Annotated in this window: 21 protein-coding genes; 14 read left to right on the top strand and 7 right to left on the bottom strand. The window is 46.8% G+C overall.

The window, feature by feature from the left end:
• Positions 1–42 precede the first annotated feature (42 nt).
• The 11 genes from LU290_RS03745 to LU290_RS03695 all read left to right on the top strand — a co-directional run bounded on the left by LU290_RS03745 (position 43) and on the right by LU290_RS03695 (position 9,805).
• Positions 43–519 (top strand): peroxiredoxin, encoded by a 477-nt coding sequence (locus LU290_RS03745; RefSeq protein WP_277809218.1) that lies wholly within the window; start codon positions 43–45, stop codon positions 517–519.
• A gap of 4 nt (positions 520–523) precedes the next feature.
• A complete protein-coding gene (locus LU290_RS03740; protein WP_277809217.1) occupies positions 524–1,750 on the top strand; it encodes a glycosyltransferase family 4 protein in 1,227 nt (408 codons plus the stop codon).
• 556 nt (positions 1,751–2,306) lie between these two features.
• A complete protein-coding gene (gene asd, locus LU290_RS03735; protein WP_277809547.1) occupies positions 2,307–3,425 on the top strand; it encodes an aspartate-semialdehyde dehydrogenase in 1,119 nt (372 codons plus the stop codon).
• 90 nt (positions 3,426–3,515) lie between these two features.
• On the top strand, positions 3,516–4,502 hold the full coding sequence (locus LU290_RS03730) for an asparaginase domain-containing protein (protein ID WP_277809216.1): 987 nt from the start codon (positions 3,516–3,518) through the stop codon (positions 4,500–4,502).
• 20 nt (positions 4,503–4,522) lie between these two features.
• The gene (gene truA / locus LU290_RS03725; RefSeq protein ID WP_277809546.1) at positions 4,523–5,347 is read left to right on the top strand and encodes a tRNA pseudouridine(38-40) synthase TruA; all 825 of its coding nucleotides are present in this window, start codon (positions 4,523–4,525) and stop codon (positions 5,345–5,347) included.
• A 56-nt stretch (positions 5,348–5,403) separates the two neighbouring features.
• Positions 5,404–5,829 carry a hypothetical protein gene (locus LU290_RS03720; protein WP_277809215.1) on the top strand — a complete coding sequence of 142 codons (426 nt, stop codon included), beginning with the start codon at positions 5,404–5,406 and terminating at the stop codon, positions 5,827–5,829.
• 69 nt (positions 5,830–5,898) lie between these two features.
• Positions 5,899–6,438, top strand: a complete 540-nt coding sequence (locus LU290_RS03715; RefSeq protein WP_277809214.1) for a hypothetical protein — start codon at positions 5,899–5,901, stop codon at positions 6,436–6,438.
• Between the two features lie 160 nt (positions 6,439–6,598).
• Complete coding sequence (locus tag LU290_RS03710) at positions 6,599–7,108, top strand: hypothetical protein (protein WP_277809213.1); 510 nt, start codon at positions 6,599–6,601, stop codon at positions 7,106–7,108.
• A 333-nt stretch (positions 7,109–7,441) separates the two neighbouring features.
• A complete protein-coding gene (locus tag LU290_RS03705) occupies positions 7,442–8,299 on the top strand; it encodes an MORN repeat-containing protein (RefSeq protein ID WP_277809212.1) in 858 nt (285 codons plus the stop codon).
• A gap of 570 nt (positions 8,300–8,869) precedes the next feature.
• Positions 8,870–9,091, top strand: a complete 222-nt coding sequence (infA, locus tag LU290_RS03700; protein ID WP_029102801.1) for a translation initiation factor IF-1 — start codon at positions 8,870–8,872, stop codon at positions 9,089–9,091.
• Positions 9,092–9,136: 45 nt separating this feature from the next.
• Positions 9,137–9,805, top strand: coding sequence for an esterase/lipase family protein (locus LU290_RS03695; RefSeq protein WP_277809211.1), 669 nt, complete (start codon positions 9,137–9,139; stop codon positions 9,803–9,805).
• A 76-nt stretch (positions 9,806–9,881) separates the two neighbouring features.
• Here the strand turns inward: LU290_RS03695 and LU290_RS03690 are convergent, their stop codons facing one another.
• Positions 9,882–10,556: an alpha/beta hydrolase gene (locus tag LU290_RS03690; RefSeq protein WP_277809210.1), complete on the bottom strand. Its 675-nt coding sequence runs from the start codon at positions 10,554–10,556 to the stop codon at positions 9,882–9,884.
• 263 nt (positions 10,557–10,819) lie between these two features.
• On the opposite strand from LU290_RS03690, the gene ypfJ reads away from it, so the two are divergent.
• Complete coding sequence (gene ypfJ / locus LU290_RS03685) at positions 10,820–11,719, top strand: KPN_02809 family neutral zinc metallopeptidase (protein WP_277809209.1); 900 nt, start codon at positions 10,820–10,822, stop codon at positions 11,717–11,719.
• Between the two features lie 140 nt (positions 11,720–11,859).
• Positions 11,860–12,750: an ATP-binding protein gene (locus LU290_RS03680; protein ID WP_277809208.1), complete on the top strand. Its 891-nt coding sequence runs from the start codon at positions 11,860–11,862 to the stop codon at positions 12,748–12,750.
• Positions 12,751–12,843: 93 nt separating this feature from the next.
• On the opposite strand, the gene LU290_RS03675 is transcribed toward LU290_RS03680, so the two are convergent.
• The 6 genes from LU290_RS03675 to LU290_RS03650 all read right to left on the bottom strand — a co-directional run bounded on the left by LU290_RS03675 (position 12,844) and on the right by LU290_RS03650 (position 21,226).
• Entirely contained in the window at positions 12,844–14,445 is a 1,602-nt protein-coding gene (locus tag LU290_RS03675; RefSeq protein WP_277809207.1) for an ABC transporter ATP-binding protein, read from the bottom strand.
• Positions 14,446–14,451: 6 nt separating this feature from the next.
• The gene (gene oppC, locus LU290_RS03670; RefSeq protein WP_277809206.1) at positions 14,452–15,345 is read right to left on the bottom strand and encodes an oligopeptide ABC transporter permease OppC; all 894 of its coding nucleotides are present in this window, start codon (positions 15,343–15,345) and stop codon (positions 14,452–14,454) included.
• A 12-nt stretch (positions 15,346–15,357) separates the two neighbouring features.
• A complete protein-coding gene (oppB, locus tag LU290_RS03665) occupies positions 15,358–16,281 on the bottom strand; it encodes an oligopeptide ABC transporter permease OppB (protein ID WP_277809205.1) in 924 nt (307 codons plus the stop codon).
• A gap of 331 nt (positions 16,282–16,612) precedes the next feature.
• On the bottom strand, positions 16,613–18,286 hold the full coding sequence (locus tag LU290_RS03660; protein ID WP_277809204.1) for an ABC transporter substrate-binding protein: 1,674 nt from the start codon (positions 18,284–18,286) through the stop codon (positions 16,613–16,615).
• A 337-nt stretch (positions 18,287–18,623) separates the two neighbouring features.
• On the bottom strand, positions 18,624–19,913 hold the full coding sequence (locus LU290_RS03655) for an adenylosuccinate synthase (RefSeq protein WP_277809203.1): 1,290 nt from the start codon (positions 19,911–19,913) through the stop codon (positions 18,624–18,626).
• Positions 19,914–19,999: 86 nt separating this feature from the next.
• Positions 20,000–21,226 (bottom strand): ATP phosphoribosyltransferase regulatory subunit, encoded by a 1,227-nt coding sequence (locus LU290_RS03650; protein ID WP_277809202.1) that lies wholly within the window; start codon positions 21,224–21,226, stop codon positions 20,000–20,002.
• A gap of 395 nt (positions 21,227–21,621) precedes the next feature.
• Here LU290_RS03650 and LU290_RS03645 point away from each other — a divergent pair, with 395 nt between their 5' ends.
• Positions 21,622–22,857: a magnesium and cobalt transport protein CorA gene (locus LU290_RS03645; protein WP_370688552.1), complete on the top strand. Its 1,236-nt coding sequence runs from the start codon at positions 21,622–21,624 to the stop codon at positions 22,855–22,857.
• Positions 22,858–22,913 lie beyond the last annotated feature (56 nt).

Genomic DNA, 22,913 nt, shown 5'->3' with positions numbered 1-22,913 from the left:
TTTCTTAATTTTTAAAAATCACGCCAAATCATCGGAAAAACCATGAAAAATTCTCAAGAATCCATCAGCCTACCCACCTTTGAAGTAACACTCGTGCAAGATGGCACAGAACAGACCTGCGACCTTGCCGCACTCGTCAAAGACAGCCAGCAAGGCTTGGTGCTGTATTTTTATCCCAAAGACAACACCGCAGGTTGTAGCGTACAGGCGACTGACTTCACCGAGCTTAAAGAGCAATTTGCCAACAAAGGCTATCAAATCATCGGCGTGTCTCGTGATGGCATCAAATCGCACCACAATTTCATCAACAAAAAAGCGCTGAACATCGCACTCATCAGCGACACGGACGAGACGCTTTGCCAGCATTTTGATGTCATCAAAGAAAAGATGATGTACGGCAAAACCCACCTTGGTGTGGTGCGCTCTACTTTTGTGTTTGACAAAAACGGCGTGATGATTGCAAGTTTTAGAAACATCAAAGCCAAAGAACACGCCCAAACTTTGCTTGATTTTTTGTAATTGTATGACAACGCCACGCACGATGAAGGTTTTGCATTTATCATCATCGCTCAAGCATGACGAATCTGAGCGGGGGATTTACGCCATCACGCACGCACTCATGCGAGCAGGTCATGAGTCCATCGTCATTGGGGCGGCAGATGAAGACAGTGAGTTGGTGACTCGCCTGCTGAGAGATGACACGCTGTACTACCGCCTATCCATGCCCAAAAAATCATGGTGGGCGCTGAGAAATGTCTTTAAATTACGCAATCTCATTCAAGAGCATCGCCCAGACATCGTCCATGTGCATTCTCGCACGCCTGCATGGGTGCTACACTGGGCGCTGCGTCTGATTCCCAAGGACGAACACCCAAAAGTGGTCGCCACCATGTACGGCTTTTATCCGCTCAATTCCTACTCTCGAGCCTTGTTTTATGCCGATGTCATCATCACCGCATCCATTAGCATTGACAAATACCTAAAAGACAAATTAGAACACAAGCAAGACGAACTTGACATCGCCAAATTACCCTTTGACATTGTCTGCATCAAGCGTGGCGTGGATGTTCGCACCTTTCCTTATCGGCACAATTCATCGGTGTACTGGCTACACAGTGTCTTTGCAGAATATCCAGAATTAGAACACAAAAAATGGCTGTTTTTCCCTACACCCATCGGCACGGAGTACGGACAAGAGTGGCTCGTGGATATTTTGGGCAATTTGCAAGACAAATTTCCAGACATTCACGCCATCATCGCAGAAGATTTGGAGACCAATCACACCGACCAAGATGTCGCCCACGAAGAATTCATTCAGCGCATTCACGCCCTAGGCTTGGACAGCCGTGTGACCTTCATCGGCAGACGGCCGCCCGACATGAAAGAATGGCTGTCGTCTGCTAACATCGTGCTTGCCCTTGCCAATCGCCCAGAGAGCATCGGCATGACCGCCCAGCAAGCCATACACTTAGGCACGCCTGTCATCGGCTGGGCAAAGGGGGCGTTTGCGGACATTTTGGCGACCACTTATCCACAAGGCTTGGTCAAGGAAGAAACCGCCATCGCCCTATGCAAAGCGGTCAAATCCCACCTACAAAATCGCCTACGCCCTGCCATGACACACGAATACACCATTGAGCAGATGACCGCCGAGACCTTATCTGTGTATCAATCGCTCATGCCAGCGTGCCAATTGGTTGAAAAAGACAGGCACGATAATTTGGTGTGCGTTCGCATTGACGATGAATGATTTTTACGGTTTTTCCAAACCCAAAAACCCCAAATCCCAACAAAAACGCAAAAAATACCCAGTTTATCCAAACTGGGCGTGGGTAAAAACTTATGTCCTTAACTTTTTTCCTTAAAAACATTTTCCCCTACAATCAATCCTAACAATCTTAATGCGTCCCAATTCTTAATTCGCTTAATTTATCCCAACAATCCGTGCATCCATCCATTTGCTTGGACGACATTATAAACCACAAAAGCCACTTCGCCCATTCGTCATTGTCGTCAAAATTTGTAAGATTTTAACGACAAACAACACCGAAAGAATGGCAATTTATCCGCCCAATCGCCGTCAGTTTTGGCAAAATTTTCTGCCTTACCATCAAAATTTTCATCAATTTTAAAAAATAGCAAACTTTTTATTTAAAACTTGTACAAAAAGGCTTGATTTTTTATCAATAAAAGTGCATAGTTATACGCTTATTTTTTATGCCAAATCAAGTCGGCTACCGTCCTTGATTTGGGCGATTTTTAGACACTCATTTTGTAACGCAAAGGTGAATACAATGGCAGAAAAAATGGTAGTTGGCTTGGTGGGCTGGCGTGGTATGGTCGGCTCGGTGCTGATGGCTCGTATGGTTGAAGAAGGCGATTTTAACCACATTACGCCAGTATTTTTCTCAACCAGTAATGCAGGCGGCAAAGCTCCTGATTTTGGTGTGGATGCTGGCACGCTAAAAGATGCAAACGACATCACAGAGCTTGCCAAGTGCGATGCCATCATCACCTGTCAAGGCGGCGACTACACCAAAGCGGTGCACCCCGCCCTGCGTGCGTCAGGCTGGAATGGCTACTGGATCGATGCGGCAAGCTCATTGCGTATGCAAGATGACGCCATCATCATCTTAGACCCTGTCAATCGTGATGTGATTGACGCTGCTCTAAAAGACGGCAAAAAAGACTTCATCGGTGGCAACTGCACGGTGAGCCTAATGCTGATGGCAATCGGCGAGCTGTTCCGTCGTGGCTGGGTGGAGTGGGTCTCTGCGATGACCTACCAAGCTGCAAGTGGTGCAGGTGCTGCCAATATGCGTGAGCTGATCACTGGCATGGGCGTGCTGCGTGATAGCGTGGCGGACAAACTTGCCGACCCTGCATCAGCCATCTTAGAAATCGACAAAACCATCGCTGACACACAGCGTTCGGATGATTTTCCAAAGCAAAACTTTGGTGCGGTATTGGCAGGCAGCCTAATCCCTTATATCGACAGCCAACTAGAAAACGGTCAATCTCGTGAAGAGTGGAAAGGTCAAGCCGAAACCAATAAAATCCTTGGCAAATCTGGCGATGAACTGATCAACATTGACGGCATTTGTGTGCGTATCGGTGCGATGCGTTGCCATAGCCAAGCCCTAACCATCAAGCTAAAACAAGACATTCCACTTGATGAGATTGAAAAAGCACTTCGTGAAAGTGACAATCCATGGCTTGATGTGGTCGAAAACGACAAGCCAGCGAGCATGGAACGCCTAACGCCTGTGGCAGTCACTGGCACGCTGAATGTGGCGGTGGGTCGTCTGCGTAAGATGAACATGGGCGGCGAATATCTGACCGCCTTTACCGTGGGCGATCAGCTACTGTGGGGTGCTGCCGAGCCACTTCGCCGTATGCTTGCCATCGTACAAGGTCGCATTTAATCCGATCAAGTCCCAAAAAGCACATCGATTTGATGTGCTTTTTTGTTGGCTTTGGATTATAATAACGATAAATTTTTGCATATTAAAACCATGAACACAGCAACTCACATCATCTATGCTGGCGGTACTTTTGGTAGCCACGGGACGCCTTTATCGCCCTTGCCTGCGGACGAATTTTTGCCGATTTTGCAGACGCAATTTCACGCCAAATTGCCACACCTTACCACGCAAATTTTGCCAAATCATCTCATCAAGGACAGCAGCACGCTCACGCCCAGCGATTTTGTGCATTTGTATGGCTTGATTTTGCAGGCGTATGCAGACGGCAAACGCAAATTTGTCCTGATTACAGGCACGGACAGCCTAAGTTTTTTGGCGGCATTTTTGGCAAATGCTTTAAACGGCTTGTCGGATTTAAGCCTTGTCATCACAGGCAGTATGCAGCCTTTATTTGTCAGCGACAATCCCATCTACACCATCAACGAACAATCTGACGCTTGGGCAAATCTATCAGACAGCGTTATCGCTGCCAGCACTCGCACAGGCGTGTTTGTGCAATTTGCCCACAAACTGATGAATGCGTCAGATACCCAAAAACTCAACAGTCAAGATTTTGACGCTTTTGTCGGTACTTTGGCAGATGAACTGGCAGATGAACTGGCAGATGATGTACAAACCGACCAAGCGGTTTTTAATGACAACGCCCTAGATGACAAATTAGCCCAACTACCAACCATCATCGCCAATGCTAAACGCACGCAAATCACGGCGGTTTATTGCTTGCCGAATGATGTTACCAATATCGAACATCAGCTTGCCCATCTTAGCGATGACACAAAAGCAGTGATTTTGATTGGTTTTGGTGCAGGCAATTTGCCATCATCGCAAGGTCTGATTGATATTTTAAGCGATTTATCCCATAAAAAATTACCCGTCATTTGCACCACCATGTGTGCCTTTGGCGGTACAAATGCCGACTATGCTGCTGGTGCGTGGCAATATCAATATGGCGTGCAAAGCAGCACGCTTGGCATTGCAGGGACTTATGGGCAAACGCTTTGGCAGGTATTACAATGACAAATCAACCCACAGATGAGATGACAACAATCGCAAAAACGCCACAGCCCACGCAGGTTTATGCTGTCGGCATTGAGTTTATCGGTACCAATTATCGTGGTTGGCAACGCCAAGAAGAAGTGATTGGCGTACAAGCCGTCATCGAAAAGGCACTTTCCACCATCGCCAACGAACCGATTGAGCTGATTGCCGCAGGTCGTACGGACGCAGGGGTACATGCCAGCAATATGATTGCTCACTTTGCCAGCACCGCCAAACGCACCGAATACAACTGGATGCGTGGGGCGAACACCCTACTACCCAAAGACATCGCCATTCGCTGGATTGTGCCGATGCCTGATGATTTTCACGCACGATTTTCGGCAATCGCACGCCGTTATCGCTACATCACGCTCAATCAGCCCTACCGCACCGCCATTTTAAACGGTCAGGTTACGCACGAATACGCACCGCTTGATGTAGAAAAAATGATACAGGCGAGCAAACTTCTGGTCGGCACGCACGATTTTACCAGCTTTCGGGCAGCTCAGTGCCAATCTAATCAGCCAGTCCGCACGGTGAGCCACGCCAATCTCTTTCAACACGGTGCGTTTTTGGTATTAGACATTCAAGCGGACGGATTTTTGCACCACATGGTGCGAAACATCATGGGAACGCTGTTTGCCATTGGGCGTGGCGAGCTGGATCCTTCTGGCATCACACGGCTGATCCACGCCAAAAATCGCAGCCTTGCCCCACCGACCGCATCGGCTGATGGGCTGTATTTTATCAATGCCTATTATCCTGAAAAATTCCAAAAGCTACTACCAAAGCTACCTTTGACACCGCTTTGGCTGGGGTTTTAGACTAAATGCAATCAACCAATCAAACCACAGAACGCACCATTTACCCAAAATCCAAAGTGATTTTTGGGTTTGGTTTAACAGGTGGTGCGATTGGCGGATTTTTTGTTGCATTGGCGAATATTTTTCTAAGGTTGATTGATTACACCAACGACCAAAGGTTGCTTTATGAATTCTTGGAAATGATCGTATTCTCACTGACCATCATGCCTTTGTTTGGCATTCTTATCGGTGGCATACCTGCACTTTTAACTGGCATTTGCTTGGCTTGTATGCAATTTAGTATTGGTAAAAAGACACATTATGTTCAGTTATTTTTGACAGGTACGATAATTACTTTTGTCGTTTATACCATTTTTATCGTCAGTACTGAATATTTCTCCATTGGGTTAAAAGATATTGTAGATAATTTGCAGTTTAGTATTGTGGGTGGTTTATCATCAATGGTTTGTGGATTTTTGTTTTTGCCCAAAATCCGTCATTAAGGTGGTTGATTTTATCAGCGGTATGGCTTAGGTCTTTATCCAATTATTAAAAGATTTAGGGATTTTACGATGAAAATATTAACATGGATTTGGCAAGCAATTGCAATCACAATCCTGATGACGGTGATTGTTTTTTATTTTTATCAGCTTTATAAGCCAAAGCAAATCAACCCTTATCGACAAGCCAATCCTTATGTATATGATAGTAAATATTATCATCCGCCAAGCGAGGAAGAGTTAATACAGCTTCTTGATGAATTGACGGATTACGATCAATCTTATGACAAGGAGGTCTATAGTAGCAAAGCTAAGTTTTCGGATAGTGGTTTTTCTAGAGAATTTATGCATGATCAAACAGATATGATAATTAACAGGATAGGTAATGGGGATTTTATCAATGTAAAAACATCGGAGGGGAATGCATACTGCAAAGGAGAAGTTTTGATTAATTTTGGACTCCAAAGAAATTACGAGCAGCAAAAAGAAAAGTTTTTTATCAGAGCCTCTTGGTCGATTGACAATGAATGTCGCAAATACTGGTGGGAAGGCAAAAATCCGCGTGCATTACAGAACAATAAAACGTCAAAAAACCAGTGGCAAACCCAATGACTCGCCCATCTGCCAAAGCACAAGAATCACCTTACCAAGCAGGTATATTTGTACTAGCGCGGATTGGCAAGGCAAATAATGCAAATTGGCGTGAGTGGCGATATGATGCGTCAATTAACGGATAAAGAAAAAGAGATATGAAAAACATAAGGATTCTACGATGAAACCTTTTACTTGGATCGGATCGATCATGTTGATCGTCCCCATTGCAATATCAAGCATTATTTATTTTTACCAGCTTTACAATCCAAAACAACCCAGCTCCAGATGGCAAGCCAATCCCTATTTGTACGATCGTCAATATTACAATCCCCCAAGCGAGGAGGAGTCTAAACGCATTATTGATGAATTGACCAATCACGATCAGTCCTACGATGAGCAGTTTTATATCAACCAAGTTCAGTATTATGGTAGCGTTTTTGCCAGAGAATTCATACATGACAAAACCGATGAAATCATCAAGCAAGTCAATAACAATGACTTTGTTAGAATGAAAACACCCACAGGATATGGATACTGCAAAGATGAAGCATTGATTGAATTTGGTATAAAAGAAGGCTATTCTCAGCAGAAAGATAAGTTTGTTATCGAAGTATCTTGGGATATTGATAATGCGTGCCGTAAATACTGGTGGGGCGGTAAAAATCCAAGAGCGTTGAGAAAAGAGTAGCGCGGCAGGTTGGTTTGAACGAATGTGAAACTCAATATTTTAAGATATAACTCATTGAATTTGTTGGCTTTTGTGCCTGAATCCAACCTACGGGCTAAGCCGTAAGACGTAAAAAACTTAAGCCACAAAAAACGGTACGTTATACGCACCTTACACCCAAATTGAGATGGTAGAAATGGTGGTGGAAGGGTTGGTATGGCCAAAAAGCTTGGAAAATAATACAGAATTTACCCTTGTGGCATAGGGGCGAATATAAATTCGCTCTTTTGAAAATTTTTATTAAAATCAAATTCTTAAACAAAGTTGTCAATAAAATCCCATTAGGAGTTAGCCATGAAACTTTTTATCAAAACATCTTGGGCTATGGTATTACTGCTTGGTATAAGCACACCGAGTGCCTTTGCAACTGATACTTGGCTGGTCAGTACGGACAGCGGTTGTAAGATTTACAACCCCAAGCCACAACCTGATGAGAGTGTTACTTGGTCGGGCGACTGTGTGGACGGCTATGCACAAGGATATGGCGAAATGCGATGGTATGTCCATAGCGAATTACAAGGCAGTTATGTGGGAGACTGGAAAGACGGCAAAATGCACGGCAAAGGCACAATCAAATATGCTACTGGTGCTGAATATGTGGGCGACTGGAAAGACGGCAAAATGCACGGCAAAGGCACAATGAAATATACTGACGGCGTGGAATATACAGGCGATTGGCAAGATGACAAAAGACACGGTAACGGCACAATAACCTTTGATGATGGCGAAAAATATACAGGCGAATGGCAAAATCACAAAAAACACGGCAAAGGACTAGGCATTACACCGCTTGCTATTTATTACGGCAACTTTGTCAATGGTCGTTATGATGGTTGGGGTGTTTGGGTTAGCAAAGATGGTGGCATTATCTATGAAGGACAACATAAAGACGGTATGATGAATGGCGTTGGGCGTTATTTGTTTGTCAATGACGCAAGTCTGCACCCTGACCATAAAAAATATGGTTATTTACAGGATAATTATGTGATACGACCCGCCATTTTCAAAGATGGTTATGTTGATGAATTTTTAACCAAAGAACAACACGCCAAATTGGTGCAAAAACTTGGCAAACAAGTACAACGCCCAAAAGAAGTGCTGTTGCCATTTCGTCAGTACCTAACAGACCCCACCCCTTCCAAAGCCCAATAAAAAAACCAAACAAAAAGCCTTGCAATATTGCAAGGCTTTTTATGTTTCAATAATTTTAAATTACAAAAATATACCATTCTTTAACTCCTTGTCCTGATTGGCGTGTAAAAAAGTCAAGGCTGTTTTGCAAATTTTCTTGTTAAAAACGCAATATTTTGCATTTATAATCTACACAAAATCAATATATGGGATTAGCACAGCAGGTTGGGTTGAACGAATGTGAAACTCAATATTTTAAGATATAACTCATTGAATTTGTTGGCTTTTGTGCCTGAATCCAACCTTGCCGACCACCAAGACAGCTTGGTAATGCTTTAACACAATTAAAAAATGGCGAATTTGCCCACACAACCATCACAAGCCAGTCCACAGACTGGATTGAACAAACAGCTTGCAAATTGACTTAAAGCAACACAAACCCAGACCACATTTTAACCAATATCAGAAAAATGATTTTTATAGTTTTAAGCTAACTTTAAAACCCAAGCTCGCCACACCTCCAATGAGTATTTGCATTTGTGCCAACTTTGCACTATAATACGACTTTTCATTTTAATCCGATTTTGACTTATGGCAAAAAAAGACGACATCATCGAATTTGAAGGCGAAGTGATTGACACTCTGCCAAACACTCTATTTAAAGTCCGCCTTGACAACGGACACGAAATCATCGCTCACATCTCTGGTAAAATGCGTAAGCACTACATCCGTATTTTGACTGGCGATAAAGTCAAGGTTGAGATGACCCCTTATGACCTATCAAAAGGTCGCATCACTTATCGTGGTAAATAATGACAAACCCAGCCCGTTGGTTGGGTTTTGTTTATGCTGTCAGCGATGAATACTAAGCCTGTCGCCCTACTCATTCACGGTCTGCATATGCACGGACGGTATATGTACGCCCTGTCAAAACACCTTGAACAGGCAGGCTTTGCCACCCACGCCATCAGCTACAAAAGCGTGCATGAACCCATCGCCACGCACAGTCGCAAGATTCACGAGTATCTACTTAATCATCACAATGTCAATACGCCAATCCATCTGGTTGGGCATAGTCTGGGCGGATTGGTGATTCGGCATTTTTTGGTTAATTATCCACAGTGGCAAATCGCTCGCTGTGTCACGCTTGGCACACCCCATCAGGGCAGTATCTGTGCCAACTACGCCAACCGACTGCTACCACCTTTGGTGCGTAAGGCTTATCCTGACGCCCTAGACGGCACTTGCCCCTTACCGCCTGATGGTGTTGAGTTTGGCGTCATCGCTGGCAATCGCCCCATAGGACTAGGCTTGCCCCTATTAAGCTGGCATAATTTTCGGCACTTTCGCACACCTGATGAGCGAAAAAATAGACCGCACGATGGTACGGTCTATGTCTTTGAAAGCATTTTGCCCAATGCGACCGATTATCTGCTGTTGCCCGTCAATCACACAGGGCTGATTTTTGATAAAAATGTCGCTGGACAAGTGGTGCATTTTTTGCACTTTGGGCAATTTGCTCGTTGATTTTTGGTTAATTTATTTTTGGTAAATTTAACAATCAAAGGGTGAAAAATATTTCACCCCTACGGCTCTTGCGTTTTTATTTACCAGAAAAGCGTTCGTTTAGCCACGCACCGATTTGCTTAATTTGCGACAAACATACCTGATGTGCCATCGGATAGGTGGTGAGTTCCGCCGTCAATCCCAACCTTTCCAATTTTTGCTTGGCTTGCACGCCCAAAATCGCAGGCACGATGTCATCATAATCGCCATGATCAATTTTGATGCTGATGTCTTGATTGACCGCCACGCCATCGATCTGCTCTGCGGTGGCAAAATAAGTCGATAACGCAAGCAAACCGCCCAGTCGGTTTTTATTAGTCAAAACCGTATGATAAGCGACCGCCCCACCTTGTGAAAAGCCTGCAATGATGATGTTTTGGCTTGGCACACCTTGGGCAATCTGCTCGTCAATCAGCTCATTGATGGCATCGCTGGATGCTTGGATTTGGGCGACATCCACTTTTCGCTCCAAACTCATCTCCAAAATATCATACCACGCAGGCATGATATAGCCACCATTGACGGTAACGGGCATTTTTGGCGCATGTGGAAAAATAAAACGCACGCCCACATCAGGATTTAGCCCCAATTCTGGCACAACAGGCACAAAATCATCGCCACTCGCCCCCAAGCCATGTAGCCAAATCACCGAATGCGTGATCGGTAGATTGTTTGGATTATGTTCAACTGTGATGTAATCTAACTTCGCCATGCTATTTTCCTATTTATTTTTGCTTAAAAACTGCCACATCATAGCATATTTTTGGCAAAATCTGAAAATTGATTGGCAAATTCATCACTGATGGCGTGGATAAACCAAACAGCGAATAACATATGCCGCAAAGCACCATAAAGCCTTTTGTCAAGATTTATTAAGATTTGCTAAGATTTTTGTCAATTTTTTAAAAAGGGTTATAACTTTTATCAAAAAACCGTTATAATGAGCAAATTTTTATTAACAAAAAGGTAGCAATCATGCAGTGGAGAGGTCGCAGACAAAGCTCAAACATTGAGGATCGCCGTAGTGGGCGTGCGGGCAAAGTGGGCGGAGTGAGTATTTTTAGCCTGATTTTGGCGCTCATCGTCTGGAAGGTGTTTGGCATCAGCCCTGAGACGACGCTTGGCGTGACTCAGACCATCACCCAAAACACCCAAACCGCACAAGCACCTGCCAACGAGACCGCCGACCAAGCAGAATCACGAGAGTTTGTGGCGACCATCTTGGCGGATACCGAGGATGTCTGGACGCCGATTTTTCAAAAGCTGGGCGGCACTTATCAGCAGCCAAAACTGGTGATGTTCTCAGGGGCGGTGCAGTCGGCGTGTGGCTCAGCGAGTTCGGCGAGCGGTCCATTTTACTGCCCTGCCGACCAAAAAATCTACCTAGACACTTCGTTTTTTAAGGCGATGCGCACGCAAATGGGCATCACAGGCGAGCGCAACGGCACTGAGCTAAGCCGCCAAGACCAAGCCGCCGACTTCGCCCAAGCCTATGTCATTGCCCATGAAGTGGGGCATCATGTGCAGACCTTGCTTGGCATTTCAGGGCAAGTGCGACAAGCTCAGGCACAAGCCAGCCAAGCTGCCGCCAACAATTTGTCGGTACGCATGGAGCTACAAGCCGACTGCTTTGCAGGGCTGTGGGCAAGACACAATCATGAGCGCACGCAGTTTCTACAAAAAGGCGACATCGAGGAGGCTTTGGATGCCGCCGAAAAAATCGGCGATGACTATCTACAACACCAAGCTCGTGGTCACACCGTGCCAGACAGCTTTACGCACGGCACTTCAGAGCAGCGTCAGCGCTGGTTTTATCGTGGCTTTGAATCTGGCGACATTCAGCAGTGCGACACTTTCGCCACTCGTCAGATTTGATGATGCCATCACCCCTTTAAATAGCGCAATAAAAAGAGCGAGGCATTCGCTCTTTTTTTGGTGCCAATCCATCACAAAAGATTGGCAAATCATCGATTTTGTGCTAATTTATGGCATGACATTCACAAGATAATGACGACATGAACACACCCCACCTACCCGATGAATTGATTCAGCTTGCCATGCGTTTTTTTGACGAGCACAGCCAAAGCCCCATCAGCATAGACCCTGATGTGCTGGCGTATCGCTGGGTGGGTGGTTTGCGTGGTCATTTGGTGCCGCTGGATGTGGCATTTGGCTCAAGTCTTGATGACCTACTGGGCATCGATACTCAAAAACAAAAACTCATCGCCAACACTCGTCAGTTTTTGGCAGGTCTGCCCGCCAACCATGTACTGATGACAGGTACTCGTGGCGCAGGCAAATCGTCTTTGGTGCGAGCCTTATTGGCAAATTTTCACTCAGATGGTCTGCGTGTGATTGAAGTGGCTCGTGATGACCTTCTGCATCTTGACAAAATTCGCCAAGCCATCAAAATCTCACAGCAACATGGCAACAACAACCGCTATCTGGTGTACTGTGATGACTTGGCGTTCAATGGTCAAGACGAAAGCTATCGCACCCTAAAAAGCGTGCTGGACGGCGCACTTGACAGCGAGCAAGACCGCCTGCTGGTCTATGCCACGAGCAATCGCCGCCACCTACTGCCACAGCTGATGAAGGATAATGTCAATATTTATAATGGTCAGACCGATGAGGTCAATCCTTATGAGACCATCGATGAAACCGTCTCTTTGTCAGATCGCTTTGGGCTGTGGCTGTCGTTTTATCCGATGAATCAAGACACCTACCTTGACATCGTGGCGCACCATCTTGCCAAAGCTCAGCTTGACTTGGATGACGAGGCTCGAGGTGAGGCGCTCAAATGGGCTGGCAACCGTGGCGGTCGCTCAGGGCGCATTGCACATCAGTTCAGTCGTCACTGGGTAGGTCAAAAGCAGCTAGAACAACTGAGCTTGGCTCAAAATTAAAGCTTCCAAGCCAAGCTTTGACAGCCACCGCCAACAAATGCACAGCAAAAAAAACGGATCATTAAGATCCGTTTTTTGTCACGCATTGAGTTATTAAGAAAGGTTGGAAGCTTGCACCAAGATTTTGGTGTATTCTTCTTGCGGATTTTCAAAAATCTGCTGCGCCGTACCCATCTCAACCACTCGCCCTTCACTCATGACGATGACTCGGTCGGACAATGCCCTAACCACCGACAAATCATGACTGATGAAAATATAGCTTAGCCCATATTTGTCTTGAAGGTCGTTTAAAAGCTCCACCACCTTGATCTGCGTTGAGCGGTCGAGCGCCGAGGTTGGCTCGTCAAGCAGTACAAACTTCGGCTCCAAAATGATGGCACGAGCAATCGCAATGCGCTGACGCTGACCACCAGAAAACTCATGCGGATAGCGATTGATCATCGATGGCGACAGGTTGACTTCGGTGAGCATCTTGGCAACTCGATCACGACGCTCAGCAGCGCTCATCTGCGGATGATGCACCGTAAGCCCTTCAGCGATGATCTCGCCCACCGTCAAGCGTGGGGAGAGTGAGTTGAATGGGTCTTGAAACACCATTTGCATGTCCTTTTTTAAAGCCTTGCGTTCAAGGTCCGAGATGCTGCGAATGTCTTTACCATGAAAGCGAATGTCGCCACCAGACTCGACGATCTGCATGATGGCACGCCCAAGCGTTGATTTGCCTGAGCCAGACTCACCGACGATGCCCAAAGTCTCACCGACTTTCAAATCCAGCGAAATCCCCTTGACCGCATTAAACACCTGCACAGGCTTACCCATAAAGCTGCGCTTGATGACATAGTCCACCGTGACATCATCGGCGGTGATGATTCTTGGTGCATCATCGCTGATAGTAGGCTTATGGCTTTCTGGAATGGGTGTCAAAAGCTCCACCGTATAAGGGTGCTTAGGCTGATTGAATACACTTTGGGTCGTGCCCCGCTCGATGATGACGCCATGCTGCATGACGCAGACATCATCGCTATACTGCTTGACAAGGCGCAAGTCATGCGAGATCAAAATGATCGCCATGCCCATGTCTCGCTGCAACTCACGCATGAGATCCAAAATCTCCGCCTGCGTCGTTACATCGAGCGCCGTGGTCGGCTCATCAGCGATGAGAAGGTCGGGCTCATTGATGATCGCCATCGCAATCATGATGCGCTGCAACTGACCACCAGAAAACTCGTGCGGATAGCAGTTCATTTTCTTGTCAGCATTTGGGATTTTGACCTTTTGTAGCGTTTGTAGGGCAAGCTTGGTGGCGTCCGCTTTGCTGATGCTTGGATTGTGAATCGACACCGCCTCAGCGACCTGCTGACCAATTTTCATGTATGGATTTAAAGAAGTCATCGGCTCTTGGAAAATCATGCCAATGCGCTTGCCACGGATACTTCTCATCTGCTTGTCGGTCTTGGTAAGGATTTCCTCGCCTTCAAACAGCACCGACGACCCCTCGCCATAAGTGACGATATTCTTTGGCAAAAGCTGCATGATCGCCATAGAAGTTACAGACTTACCAGAACCAGACTCACCGACGATCGCCAGCGTGCGTCCAGATTCTAGCTCAAATGATGATGACTTGACAGCATGCACCAGCTCTTCGTCAGTTTTTAGATACACATCCAGATTTTTTACTTCTAATAATTTCATCATCACATCCTATTTGTCTTTGGGGTCAAGTGCATCACGCAGACCATCGCCGATGAAGTTAAAACAAAACAGCGTCACCACCAAAAATACCGATGGCACGATGAGCTGCCATGGAGCGACTTGCATGGTCTGCGCACCCTCTTGAAGTAGCGCACCCCAGCTCGTCATCGGCTCTTGTACGCCCAGACCCAAAAAGCTTAGGAAAGACTCAAACAAAATCATCCCTGGCACGACCAACGACGCATAGACCACGACCACGCCCAAGACATTTGGCACGATGTGGCGAGTGATGATTTTCCAGTTGGATACGCCAGTGACACGAGCGGCGGTAATAAACTCTTTATTTTTTAGGCTAAGTGTCTGACCTCGCACCATACGAGCCACATCCAGCCAAGACACCAAGCCAATCGCCACAAAAATCAAGAAAATGTTACGACCGAACAAAGTTACCAACAAAATCACAAAAAACATGAACGGAAAGGCACTCAGCACTTCCAAAAAGCGCATCATCAGCATGTCAATCTTGCCGCCTGCATAGCCGGAAATCGCCCCATACACCGTGCCAATCAGCACCGCGACAAACGCCCCTGCAATGCCCACCATCAAAGAAATGCGTCCACCGATGGCAACACGCACCAGCAAGTCACGCCCCAGCGTATCTGTGCCAAAATAATGCCCGTGCTCAGTCGATGGTGCCGCTCCCATGTTTGCCCAGTCTGTGTCTGCATAGCCAAACTGCGACACCATCGGCGCAATGATCACAAAGGCGGTGATGATTGCCAAAATCACTATGCTGGCGATCGCAGCCTTATTACGGCGAAAACGACGCCACGCATCCTGCCACAGGCTTCGACCCTTGACCGCCACCAATGGCGTCTCGGCTGTGTTGTTATTTATCGACATATTACATCCTTATCAATATTTGATTTTCGGGTCAATCACTGTGTACAAAATATCCACGATCGCATTAAACACAATCGTCAATACCCCCACCAAAATCGTCAAACTCAGCACCAAGCTATAATCACGGTTCAGCGCACCATTAACAAACAACTGACCAATACCTGGCAAGCCAAAAATCGTCTCGATCACGATTGAGCCTGTGATGATGCCCACAAATGCAGGACCAAGAAATGAAATCACTGGCAACATCGCAGGACGCAGCGCATGTTTTAGGAGAATGTGCGACATCGGCAAGCCTTTGGCGTGTGCCGTGCGAATGAAAGGACTGTTCATGACCTCAATCATCGAACCACGAGTGACACGAGCGATGCTGGAAGTATAAGCGATCGCCAAAGTACCCACAGGCAAAATCATGTTTTTGAGTGCGCCATCATTCCAGCCACCTGCTGGCAGCCATTTTAAAGTCACGGCGAACAGTAGCACCAACAGCGGCGCTTTGACAAAGCTTGGCATCACCACGCCCGTCATCGCCACCGTCATCAAAGAATAGTCAAAAAAGCTGTTTTGCTTTAAGGCGGCGATCACCCCAAGCGTGATGCCCAGCACCAAAGCGATGACAAACGCCCAGACACCAATCTCTACCGACACAGGCAACGACTGCGCCAACAGCTCATTGATGGTGTAGTCTTTGTATTTAAAAGACGGACCAAAATCAAAATGAAAGAAAAGTTGTTTTAGATAATTTAAAAATTGTAGCCACATTGGGTCGTTTAGGTGGTATTTGGCCTCGATATTTGCCATGACCGCAGGTGGTAGATTGCGTTCGCCAGTAAAAGGGCTACCCGGTGCCAGTCGCATCATAAAAAAAGAAATGGTGATGAGAAAAAGCATCGTCGGAATGGCTTCAAGCGTACGCTTAAAAATCAGCTTAAACATATAAAACCTCGTGTTCGCACATCCATCATCATGCCCACATCCCAGCAGGCATTGCTGGATACACTCCATGTATCAAGTCGCATCAATACGACATATTTTATCAATCAAAATACAGCCAAAAGGCATTTATGTTGATTATTTGTAAACTTAGTTTGCAGGCAGATTATACACGATTGGCATGGATTTGTATGTAATAATTTACCAAAGCTGTTAATTTTTATCAAAAAATTTTGCAACAAATTAAGAATTTACATAACGCACGCCCCGCTCATCAGCCCAAAAATAAAAAACCGACCACAAACTAGCTGCGGTCGGTTTTTTGATTGGCCGATCAGTGTTTTAGGATTTTTAGATCTTTTACATGCCATTGGCCGAGCGGATCTTGATCAGCATAGCCTGCCACATAAGGCTTAACTAAGCGTGGCGACACATATTGATAAACAAAGATCGTCGCTGATTCTTTATCCAGCACCTCTTCGGCTTGGCGATACAGCTCAGCACGCTGCTCTGGTGTTACATCAGCCGCCAAAGTTTTTGCCATGATGCCATCAAAGGTTGGGCTGTTGTATTTACCGTAGTTGCTTGAATCGGTGGATAAGAAAGTATTTAGGAAAGTAGATGCTTCGTTGTAGTCGGCACACCAGCCACCACGAGACATCTGGTGCTTTTGGGTGCGGCGAGTTTCAAGATAGGTCTTCCATTCTTGGTTGGCAAGGGTTACATCCACGAAGCCAAGTGCATCCTTCCAGAATGACGCTGCTGCCACTGCCAGCGTTTTGTGCTGCTCGCTGGTGTTGTACAATAGTTCAAATTTCAAAGGATTGGCTTCGTTATAGCCCGCTTCATTCAAGAGTTTTTTCGCCTCTTCGATGCGCTTCGCTCGATCCCAAGACTTCCACTCTGGCTCATAGTTCTTCATGCCATTGATCGCCTCTGGGGTGTATTGATAGGCGACTTTTTGACCCTGACCCAAAATCTTATCAACGATCGTATCTCGATCAAGCACCAATGACAGCGCCTTACGAACACGCACATCATCAAATGGCGCCTTGGTATGGTTGAATTCATAATAATAAGTACACAGCTTAGGCTGTACTTTCACCTGATCGCCAAGCTCGCCTTGCAGCTGCTTAAACTGAGTTGGTGGCAATGCGTCAGCCGTCATGTCCACCTCGCCTGCCTTGTAGCGCTGCACATCGGTGGTGTCTGATGAGATGGCAAGTAAGGTCACTTGGTTGATGGTGGTGTTGGCATCATCGTAGTAGTTTTTGTTGCGTTCTAGCACGATGCGCTCGTTCACTTGCCATTCTTTTAGGATGTATGGACCATTACCGACGAAGTTGCCGACATTTGTCCACTTGTCGCCGTGTTGCTCCACGACTTTTTGATTGACAGGCTTCACAGAAGTATGGAACAGCGCATCTGGGAAATATGGCACAGGCTCAGACAAAGTCACTTCAAGCGTCTTGTCATCAATAGCTCTTACGCCCAGCGTGTCTGGCGCACTCTTGCCATCGACGATGTCTTGGGCATTCACGACTTTTAGACCCGCCAAATAAGTGGCATAAGGCGAGGCAGTCTCAGGATTGACCACACGGCGGAAGCTGTACACGAAGTCGTGTGCGGTCACAGGGTCGCCATTAGACCACTGAGCGTCACGCAGCTTGAAAGTCCAGACTTTGTTGTCAGGCGAAGTCCATTCTGTCGCCATGCCCGGTATCGTCTTACCCTGAGCGTCTGTCGAGGTCAGACCGACCAGCATCTGACGCAAGATGTTTGACTCTGGCACACCGCTGACTTTATGCGGATCTAGTGATTCTGGCTCTGCGCCATTATTGATGACGATCTCCTGCTTTTCTGCCAACTCTCCTGCGGTCGCAGTCGTCGTCGCAGCATCTGTGCTTGCTGCTTTGTTTTCAGGGGTGGTGGTTTTATCACCGCCACAGCCAAACAGTACGGCACTCACAGACAGCACTAATGCTGATGGTAATACTTTTGAATTCATAACAATGTCCTTATGGTAATAAAAAAACCGTCAAACTGACAAACCCGTCATCGACCAGATAAATATAATCGCTCAACTTACCAAAAGTCAAGCGATTTGTTAAAAAATGTTATCATCTCTCATTAAGTAGCAATACTTTACCTATCTCCACACCACTTTTGCCGTCTTCGTGCTTTATAAGAAAGCCAGCAAAGCCATACAGCAAGCACCAGACTTACGCCATGACTTAATTCACAAAATCATCAAGCCAATGAAAAAACCCACCAAACCAAATAAGGTTTGATGGGTTTTTATCACAATAAATAGCTATTGTGATGAATGCCATTATGCCAAATGCTTAGGCATCATACGGGTCACGAAGGACGATGGTCTCGCTGCGGTCAGGACCTGTTGAGATGATGTCAACAGGGCAGCCCACCAATTCTTCAATGCGCTTAATATAAATCTTGGCGTTTTCTGGCAAATCTTCAAACTTAGTAATGCCAATCGTTGATTCGCTCCAACCTGCCAAAGTCTCATACACAGGCTCTACTTTTTCATAGTATTCAGCATCAAACGCACCTGCACACTCGCCTTGTGGCACTTTATACTCGGTGGCGATTTTGATCTCGCTTAGACCGTCTAGCACATCAAGCTTAGTCAAGCAAATACCAGACATAGAGTTTAGCACCACCGCACGGCGAAGTGCCACCGCATCAAACCAGCCGCAGCGACGAGCTCGACCTGTGGTCGCACCGAACTCGTGACCGACTTTCGCCAAGTGCGCACCCACCTCATCAAACAGCTCAGTTGGGAACGGACCTGAGCCCACACGAGTGGTGTACGCCTTGGTAATACCAAGCACATAATCAAAATAAAGCGGACCTAAGCCTGTGCCAGTCGCCACGCCACCTGCGGTCGTGTTTGAGCTGGTAACGAACGGATAAGTACCGTGGTCAATGTCTAGCAGCGTGCCTTGCGCCCCTTCAAACATCAGATTTTCGCCCGCTTGACGACGGCTTTCTAATTCATCGGTCACATCCACGACCAGATCTTTTAGCTCTTTTGCCCACGCTTGGCACAGCTCTAAGGTCGCCTGATAGTCAATGGCATCTACTTTATAGTATTGGCTCAGAGCGAAGTTGTGGTATTCCAAGATCGCCTCTAGCTTTTGTGGCAAATCTGCACGGAACAGATCCGCCACTTTTAAGGCGCGGCGAGCCACTTTGTCTTCATAAGCAGGACCGATGCCACGACCTGTGGTGCCGATTTTGGCATTGCCACGCTTCAGCTCACGAGCTTGGTCAAGTGCGGTGTGATAAGGCATGATCAAAGGACATGCAGGCGAAATACGCAGACGCTCACGCACAGGCACGCCCTTTTCAATCAAGCCGTTCATCTCTTTAAGCAGGGCATCTGGTGCCAGCACCACGCCATTGCCGATAAAGCAAGTGACGCCCTCACGCAAAATGCCTGACGGAATCAAATGCAAAACAGTCTTTTCACCGCCAACAACCAGTGTATGACCTGCGTTATGACCGCCTTGATAGCGAGCCACTGCGGTTGCTTTTTCGGTCAATAGATCGACAATTTTACCCTTGCCCTCATCGCCCCACTGGCTACCAAGCACAACGACATTTTTACCCATGATTTGCCTCTTTTTAACAAGTATTGATAAGTTTAAAGTTTAAAAATAATTTAAAATGTTTACAATGAATGTCAAGCCAAGCTCTGTCAGTCACCAACGAGCTGCACCGCCCACTCATCGCCATCAAGGTGCAGCACGCCATCAATATGAGACGGTCTGTCATCAGCGGACAATGGCTTTATCACGATACAGCCCTCGTCTTGCAGAGTCTTAATCTGACGCAGCAGATCCTCAGCTTGCGTCTGATTTGCCCTAGTCATGTCAGCATGATCCACCAAGATGATGGTGTCTTCTTGTAATTCTACAAATTCAAGCAAGCGGTTGATGTCCATACTAAACCCCGTCGCCTGTCTGCCAGCACTGGCACAAAAACGACCGCCACGCACCAAGGCTTGCGTCTGTGCCGTGGAAGTACGGTTTAGATAGACATTGAACACAAGCCCTGTGTGATAATGATAGCCCGACAGCTCAGTGATGTCCACGCTCACACTCACGCCAAGCGACTTGATGTGCGCAGTCAGTGTGGCGATCTCTGTCGCCGCCTCTTTGATGATGGGGCTTTGTTTGGCTTTGTTTGTCAGCTTGGTCAGCAGATTATTGGCGTCTGGGGCAGCATCTTGGGCAAGTGTGTGCTTGGCAAGCACCAAGAAGTCTGCGCCGCCGTCGATGTCCAGACACAGCACTTCAAGCTCTGGCAGGTTTTTCTTGACATACAGCTGCATCAGACGCTCGGTGGTCGCTGCACTGATGTCGTGTAGTGCGCACAGCGCCTCAAAGATCGCCACATGACCCACATCGATGTGCAGATTCTCACGGCTCATGCCGATCTCATCCGTCAGAGCCACCAAAAGATCAATGAGCGCAATCTCCGCACCCACATCATTCACACCAAAAATCTCAGCGCCCAGCTGTAATGGCGTGCGTAGCCCAAACAGACCCGTCGGCAGTGTCTTTACCACCTGACCGATGTAGCAGTAGCGACTCACACCCTGCCCATGCTGAGCGTCAATGCGGGTAATCTGCGGCGTGATGTCAGCTCGAAGTCCCATCATGCGCCCTGTCAGCTGATCGACAAACTTAAAAGTCTGGCGTTTTAAATCCTCGTCCGCCCCGCCAAGCAGCGTCTCGGTGTATTCGATGAGTGGTGGCGACACCAAGCGATGACCATGCGCTGTCAGGACAAACAGCAAGGCATCACGCAGACTTTCTAGTTTTTGGGCATCTTTGAATAACGCATCCGCCACGCCATCTGGCAAAAGCCAATTTTGGGCATCAGGACGCTGTAAGCTGGTCGCCATCGTGCAGGTCGGCACAACACACCCCTATTGATTGATAAAATGTCAGTAAATACACAAAAAATAGCAAGTCATCGCTTGCCATTTGAAAAAACACCACAATTCGTTCATTTTTTCGTGCTTAGTGTATCATTAAATTCATCGTGCGACTAGGTTAAATTACAAATTATTTTTGATAATCTGACCACAGACAAGCCAAAATTGCCAAAAATCCGACCAAATACCATCAGACATTCAAAAACTTGACAAAAATAATGACGCCATTTACAAAAAATCTGGGTTATTTTGGGCGTGGGCGAGCTTAATTGGCATGGATTTGCCAGATGGATGGATAAAGACAGATGAAAAAGCTTAAAAATGTTGCTATAATATGGCGTTTTTTATATCCGCAAGATTTTTATAGGGGGCGAGCCATGCAAAAGCACGACAACGAAGATTTATACACCCCCAAAAAACCTGACACCATCGAAAGCTATCTTAAAGCACCACACGAAGACACCATCGACACCACCGACCAAGACGAAGAAGAGCTGTCTTTGGACAATCAAGACAGCTACATCTACGGCGATGCGGACGCCACGGACGAAGACACCACCTTGACCATGACGGTCTATGACCCTGATGCCGACCGCTTTGAAGACCTAGAAGACTCAGGTGACAACGAAACCATCGTCTGCTACGCCTACTCTCGAAAGACGGGCGAGCCCATCGAGCAGCTGCGCATTGATGAAGTCAGCCGTGCCTTGACTAATAACAATCAGTTTATTTGGCTTGGGCTGTATGATCCTAGCATTGAGACTGTGCAGGAAGTCAAAGACGCCTTTGACCTGCACGAGCTTGCCCTAGAAGATGCTCTCGCCGACCACCAACGCCCAAAAGTAGAAAGCTACGGTCATGACATGATTTTCGTGGTGGTGCGTACCGCCAAGCTTGAAGACAACCAAATCCGCTACGGCACGACGGCGATATTTATGGGCAAAAACTTCATCATCAGCATTCGCCGTGGTGCGTCCAACTCTTACGCCCCTGTGCGTGAGCATTATCACCGCCGTCCTGAGCGTCTGCGTCTGGGACCGATTTTCGTGCTGCACGCCATCTTGGACTTCATCGTGGATAACTACCTACCAATCACCGACCGCCTAGGCAACTATCTGCGTGAACAAGAAAGAAACATTTTCTCATCAGAATTTAGCCGAGACACCCTAAGAAGTCTGTACGAATTAAAATCCCAGCTCGTTCATATGCGTGCGGTGATTTTGCCTGTGCAAGATGTGTGTAATTTTTTCATCAATCACAAAAAAAACGAGCTGATCTCCGCCTTCCCGACCTCCGCTCAGCCCTATTTCCGAGATGTCAATGACCATCTGCTACGCTCGCTGGATGCGGTCAACGGACTCAACGAAATGCTCTCCGTCGCCATGAATACCTACACCACGATGGTGACGATGGGGCAAAACGATGTCGTCAGAAAGCTTGCTGCGTGGGCAGGTATCGCAGCGGTGCCGACGGCGATGGCAGGCATCTATGGCATGAACTTTGAGTTTATGCCTGAGCTGACCTGGCGTTATGGCTATTTCATCGTTATTGGGGCGATTTTGCTGATTTGTACTTATTTGTATTCTAAATTTCGCCGAGCAGGCTGGCTGTGATGGCAAAACAACGATAGAACAAAAACAAAACCACATCAGCAAAAGGTTTTTGCCAT

Origin of the sequence: Moraxella nasibovis, from assembly GCF_029581575.1 — a bacterium.
GTDB classification, from domain to species: Bacteria; Pseudomonadota; Gammaproteobacteria; order Pseudomonadales; family Moraxellaceae; genus Moraxella; species Moraxella nasibovis.
This window is presented reverse-complemented; position numbering and strand designations above follow the sequence as displayed.